The organism is Streptomyces turgidiscabies Car8, assembly GCF_000331005.1.
In the GTDB taxonomy this organism is placed as follows: domain Bacteria; phylum Actinomycetota; class Actinomycetes; order Streptomycetales; family Streptomycetaceae; genus Streptomyces; species Streptomyces turgidiscabies.
The window spans coordinates 1-5,072 of record NZ_AEJB01000253.1; the positions used below are offsets into that span (position 1 = coordinate 1).

Annotated in this window: 5 protein-coding genes; 2 read left to right on the forward strand and 3 right to left on the reverse strand. The window is 68.8% G+C overall.

All coding sequences use genetic code 11. The features are described 5' to 3' along the window. From STRTUCAR8_RS16585 to STRTUCAR8_RS53385, 3 genes are all read right to left on the reverse strand, one after another. On the reverse strand, nucleotides 1-1,616 hold a 1,616-nt coding region (locus STRTUCAR8_RS16585; protein ID WP_006376954.1), incomplete at its 3' end, for a type IV secretory system conjugative DNA transfer family protein. A 257-nt stretch (nucleotides 1,617-1,873) separates the two neighbouring features. Next, entirely contained in the window at nucleotides 1,874-3,973 is a 2,100-nt protein-coding gene (locus STRTUCAR8_RS16590) for a coiled-coil domain-containing protein (RefSeq protein WP_006376951.1), read from the reverse strand. A 171-nt stretch (nucleotides 3,974-4,144) separates the two neighbouring features. Continuing rightward, entirely contained in the window at nucleotides 4,145-4,321 is a 177-nt protein-coding gene (locus tag STRTUCAR8_RS53385) for a ribbon-helix-helix domain-containing protein (RefSeq protein ID WP_006376953.1), read from the reverse strand. 256 nt (nucleotides 4,322-4,577) lie between these two features. Here STRTUCAR8_RS53385 and STRTUCAR8_RS16595 point away from each other — a divergent pair, with 256 nt between their 5' ends. Together STRTUCAR8_RS16595 and STRTUCAR8_RS52525 are read left to right on the forward strand one after the other, a co-directional pair. Continuing rightward, a complete protein-coding gene (locus tag STRTUCAR8_RS16595; RefSeq protein WP_006376952.1) occupies nucleotides 4,578-4,880 on the forward strand; it encodes a hypothetical protein in 303 nt (100 codons plus the stop codon). After that, nucleotides 4,877-5,023, forward strand: a complete 147-nt coding sequence (locus STRTUCAR8_RS52525; protein WP_006376955.1) for a hypothetical protein — start codon at nucleotides 4,877-4,879, stop codon at nucleotides 5,021-5,023. The genes STRTUCAR8_RS16595 and STRTUCAR8_RS52525 overlap by 4 nt, the downstream gene beginning before the upstream one ends. Nucleotides 5,024-5,072: the final 49 nt, after the last annotated feature.

Sequence of the window (5,072 nt, forward strand, 5' to 3'; positions counted from 1 at the left end):
GTCAGCTTCTTCACGTCGCTCCGCTTCCACAGCGGCTTGATGTGGGTGATGACCGGCGAGCAACCGGCGAAGATGACCAGGGACTGGCGCTTGTTGAGCTTGAAGACCTGGCCGGGAGTGATGACCGGCTTGTCCTCGGAGACCACGCTGGTCGAGGTCTCCCCGTTCTTCGTGGTGGTCGTTCTGCGCTGCTTCTCGTAGGTGCCGCACATCTCGCTGATGTCCTTGCGGACCTGCGTGTCTCCGATGCCGCGCAGGAAGATGCGCACGTTGGCGTCGTCCCAGATGATCCGTCCGCGCTGCTCGCCCCACACGTCGTACAGCTGCGCACGCGACTGAATGACGATGACCAGCGTGATCCCGCGACCGCCGCTGTCGGGCATCCACTTGTCCACGGGCAGCGGGATGATGTTGGCGATCTCATCGAGGGCCCACAGGCAGGGCGGGTCCATCCGGCCGGAGCTGTTCTTGTTGCCCAGTTCGATGGTCACCGAGCGCAGGTAGTCGGCGAACATGACGAACAGCGGGGCGACGACGCTGCCCGGCTTGTCGCTGCCGATCATGTACAGGGTCCCCTGGTTGAGCAGGAAGGTCTCGGCGTCGAAGTGCTCACCGGGGCCGGGCAGGACCGTGGCCGCGACCTTGGGGTTCGCCATCCAGCCGAGCGCGTTGGACAGCGTCGTGAAGATGCCGTCACCCGTGCCCTGTACGACCTGCTGACGCTGGACCAGGAGCTCCGCCCAGTCCCGGGCGCCGGCCATGCTCAGGATGTTCGCGGCCGTCTGGTCGTTGCGGTTCTGCGACCAGGCGTAGACGTCCATCATGGTCTTCCCGCCGAGGGCAGCCGCGTGCATGAACCGCGACAGAACCTCGCAGGCCGTGGACTTGAAGAACGCGTCCACGCCCGAGCCGGAGCTCTCGCCGCCGCGCGCGCCGTACAGCAGGTACGCGGCCCGCTGAATGGCCACGTCGCGCACCTCACATCCGCGGATCGGGTCCCAGCGGAAGGTGTTGAGCTGCTCGGAGCCGGACAGGCCCAGCGGGTCCCAGACCCATACGGGGCCGAGCAGTTCACGCAGTTCCTTGGTCGCCAGGTGGTCGCCGACCTTGGACGACGTGTGCACGACCGCACCGTCCCACTGGTAGATCATCGAGTTGATGATGATGGACTTGCCCTGCCTCGACGGGGCCAGGATCAGGTAGTTCGCTTCCGGCGTGCCCCAGATACCGGTGGGCAGACCGCCGGAGCGCAGACGGCCCAGCGGCACGGCGTACGCCGTGGCGGGGACCTTCTTCTCCTGCCCGACCAGGCTCGGACGGGTCTGCGGGATCAGCTCCCGGGCGTGACGGGCGCTCATCTCGTCGCGGATCTCCCGCTTGGAGGCAAACCCGGGACGCGGGCTGAACTGAGCCCAGGCCCAGCCGATGCCGCCCAGCGTGGCCGCCGCTGCGACGCCCAGCGCGATGCCGCCGGGGCTGATGAGGAAGTGGTTGAAGCTGTTCAGGTGGTCGATGAGGGCCGGGTTGCCGGTGCCCGTGGCCGGATCGCTGCCGGGCGGCCCCGGAAGCGGTGTGGCCGCCAGCTCCATGGCCTTAATCTTCGCGTGGGACATCATGGGGTGCTCTTCTCCTGTCGTCTCGTTCCGCCCCCGGGTAGGCGCTGCAATCGCCCCCGGGGGCACTGTCCGTTTCAGGGCCGATGACCTTGTGAGGCACCGTACGCGCGGGGTCGGACATCCCCCTGCGCGTTTTTGGGGAGGTTCGCTCGGCAAGCGCTCGGTTTGCCGCATACGGCGATCGGATGACCCCCGCTGGGCGAGTCTGCAACGGCGAGGCTGTGGATACTTTCCGAGCAAAACCGGCTGACACAGCGTCAGACCGGTTGACGCTGGCCGTTGATCGAACGGGTCTGCGCGGCATCCTCGGCCCGCTCGTGACCGTCTGCGCGGGAGCCGCTCGGCTCCCGCCGCGCACTGCTCGGCTCTGCGCGGAGGCTTTCCGGGCGCTCGGTTGCGCCCTCGGACTGCCGAGCACCGCCGTTGGCGATCATGGCGGCCCGCTTCTTGCCGAACTCGATCAGCCAGTTCCTCGTGTTGCCCTCCGAGACGCCGTAGACCACCGCCAGCTCCTTGTAGGTCGGGAGCTCCCGGCCCTCCCGCACGGCCGCGATGTACTCCTCCCAACCGGCCTGCTTGTCCGGGCTGCGGAAGGCCGGCGCCGCAGCGAGCGCGACCGCCTCGGCCTCACCGCCGAGCCGCTCGGCCAGCTGGGGCCGCAGGGACTCCAGCAGCTCCGCCGCCTCCCGGGCCTCAGCCCGCGTGCGGGCCGCCTCCTCGGCCGCCAGGCGCTGCTTCCCCTCGGCCTCCCGCCGCAGCTCAGCGGCCCGTTCGGCCGCCGTGGTGTGCTCGCGGACCGCGCTCTGCGCATCGACGAGAGCCGACCGCAGACGCTCGACCTCACCCTCGACCCGACGAGCCTCCTCGGCCTTGGCGCGGGTCGTGTCCTCGGCGGACGCCCGCTCATTCACCAGACGCTGCAGCTGCTCGCGGATCGAGGCCACCTCACCCGTAGCCACGCGGCGCTGCTCGCTCGCGTCGGCGACCAGATCCTGCACCCGGGCCAGCTCCTCGGCCGCCGCGGTGAGCTTCTTCTGCTCCTCCTCGGCCCGCTCTGCGAGGAGAGCGACATTCTGCGCGTCTTCGGTCATTTCGGATTCCGCGCGTTTCCGCGCAGCTTCCGCGCGTTCCCGAGCGTCTTCCGCGCGCGCCGCCTCAGCCTTGGCCCGCTCGGTCTCCTCGGCCGCCTTGGTGAGTGCCTCCTCGGCTTCCCGCCGCGCGGTTTGAGCCGCAGCCTTCTCCTCGGTCGCCGAGCGCATCTCGGCTTCCGCGCGCTGCCGAGCGTTCTCGGCTTCCTGACGCGCGGCTTCCGCGCGCTCTGCCTTCTCTTCCAGTTCTGCCGCGCGCTCCGCGTTCTCGATCCGCTTGGCCGCCGGCATGATGGCCACCCGCTCCATCAAGTCCGTGACCTCCAGCGGGTCCTTGAAGCTGACCGTGGCGACGTCGTCCACCTCGGTCCACCCGCCCAGGCCGCGCAGCACAGCGAGCGCCTGGTTGCTGTCGGTGGCGAAGTCGGCCCGATCCATGGCGGTCGTTGCCGCCCTGCGCGCCTGCTCCAGCTCCTTGACCGCCGTGGTGAGGCGACGCCGCTTGGCCTCCCTGTCTGCGATGAGCTTGTCGTGCGCCTCCAGCAGGGTCCGCAGCCGGAACAGCTTCTTACCCGCCTTCTTCGCCAGGGCCGCCCGGTAGACCTGCCCGCCCTTGCTGGCCGGGTCGATGTCGAGGCCGGCGAAGAGGGCCGCCCATCCCTTGGTCCACAGCAGTCCGATGAGCTTGGCCGGACCGGGCTTGGCCTCGTTGTCGGGGAGCTCCGCCCCCTTCATGACCGCCCGGAACTCCAGCTCGATGACGACCGCCGCGACGATCGGCATGATCGCCATGAACGGAGCGCTCGCCGCGTTGGGGGCGTGGATGAAGTTGGCCGTGGCGGACACGGCGACCAGGCACCAGGCCAGGTCATGCATGAGACGGAGCTGAGTAGTCCAGCCCTTGTCAGCGCGCTTGTAGAGCAGGGTAAACAGCACCAGCTCCGTCAGGTCGAACGCCGCGAGGAACCCGATTGCGAACGGTTCGGGGAGCTGGGCCGTCTCCCGGGCGAAGCCCCACATGCCGTAGAGCGACACGCTCATGGAGCACAGGGCCATGACGTACAGCCGCTTGGGCAGCGAGGGCCGCCGCCCGCTGTCCGGCTCCTTGCCCGCCTCGACCGCCGCCTGGCGCTCCTCGGCGAGCCGCTTCCGGGACCGCTCGGACGCCCGCCACACGGTGCGGATCGCCACGTACGTCAGGCCGAGCCACACCAGGACCACCGCGCCGGCGGTGACGCTGAGGATCCATGCCGGGGTGCCGGACACCATCCGGTCAAGAGTCGCCGACCAGTCAACCTCCTGACTGTTTCCTGCTGCTTGTGACCAGGACGGATGCACTCCGGCCGTAGTCTGGGACAGACGCATACAGACCTCCATATCTCTGCGTCTCGGCCTCGGCGGTCCCTACAACCGCTGGGGCCTTCTTTTGTGTCGTGCGGGTCAGGCGTTTCGGTTGCGGAGGAACTCGTCGAGCGCTTCGTCGAGGAGGTCCTGCAGGTTCACGTCGTGGGCAGCCGCGTAGAGCTTCATGCGCCGCCGTACGGACGCTCGGACCCGTCCGCTAATGAGGACCCTGTCCTCGGTCGCGGGTGCCGATTGCTCCTGCTCATCGGGCACTTCGCCTCTCCTCGTCGGTGGTGGTTCCAGCACTTGGAGCCCCATCTTTCCCTCCCGCTGATCGCGTGTCCCACGACCTTACAGCTAACAAGCTACGAAGTCACGTTCTTAGCTTGTTGACAACGTAGCTTCGATGGGGCTTACTGGAATAGCGAAGAGGGCCGGGGTTGCTGCCCCGACCCTCTCGGACCGAGCCGGAGTTGCTGCTCCGGCTGGTCACGGACACCCCTGCCGTTCTCACCGAGAGGGATCTCCAGTGCGTCATCTTCCCAGGTCCAAGCGTGCCGTCACCACACACGTGAACCCCGACCTCAGCACCTCCCCGGACGAGGGACCGAAAGTCCTTGCCGTGGGCCGCTTCCAGCGCCCGACCTGCGACAACTGCGGCGGATTCAAGGCCGCGAAGGTCGTGATCGGCGGACGGATCGCCACCATCCACTGCTCCGAGTGCGTCCCCGCCCCGACCGCCGGCCTCGACGACGTCATGGACGACGTCGAGCGCCAGGACAACGAGCAGGGCCCCGAGGCCGACGACCTGTTCGCGGGGTGGGCCGCATGAGCCCCGAGCAGCAGGCCGAGGCCGCGAGGGTCGCCGCCGAGCAGGCTCGGCAGGCCGAGGAACAGCGCCAGCAGATGGCACAGGAGCTGATCCGTCACGGCCAGGCCGCCGCCGCCGTCTCCCAGATCGGGGCGCGAGGGTGAGCGAGTTCCCCGTCCCGGACGTGGTGCTCAACGCGGAACTGCCGGTCGG

What these genes read in the sequence shown, in the direction of transcription:
- STRTUCAR8_RS16590 (WP_006376951.1), bottom strand. Translation starts at nt 3,973, where the DNA reads ATGGTGTCCGGCACCCCGGCATGGATCCTCAGCGTCACCGCCGGCGCG.
- STRTUCAR8_RS52525 (WP_006376955.1), top strand. Translation starts at nt 4,877, where the DNA reads ATGAGCCCCGAGCAGCAGGCCGAGGCCGCGAGGGTCGCCGCCGAGCAG.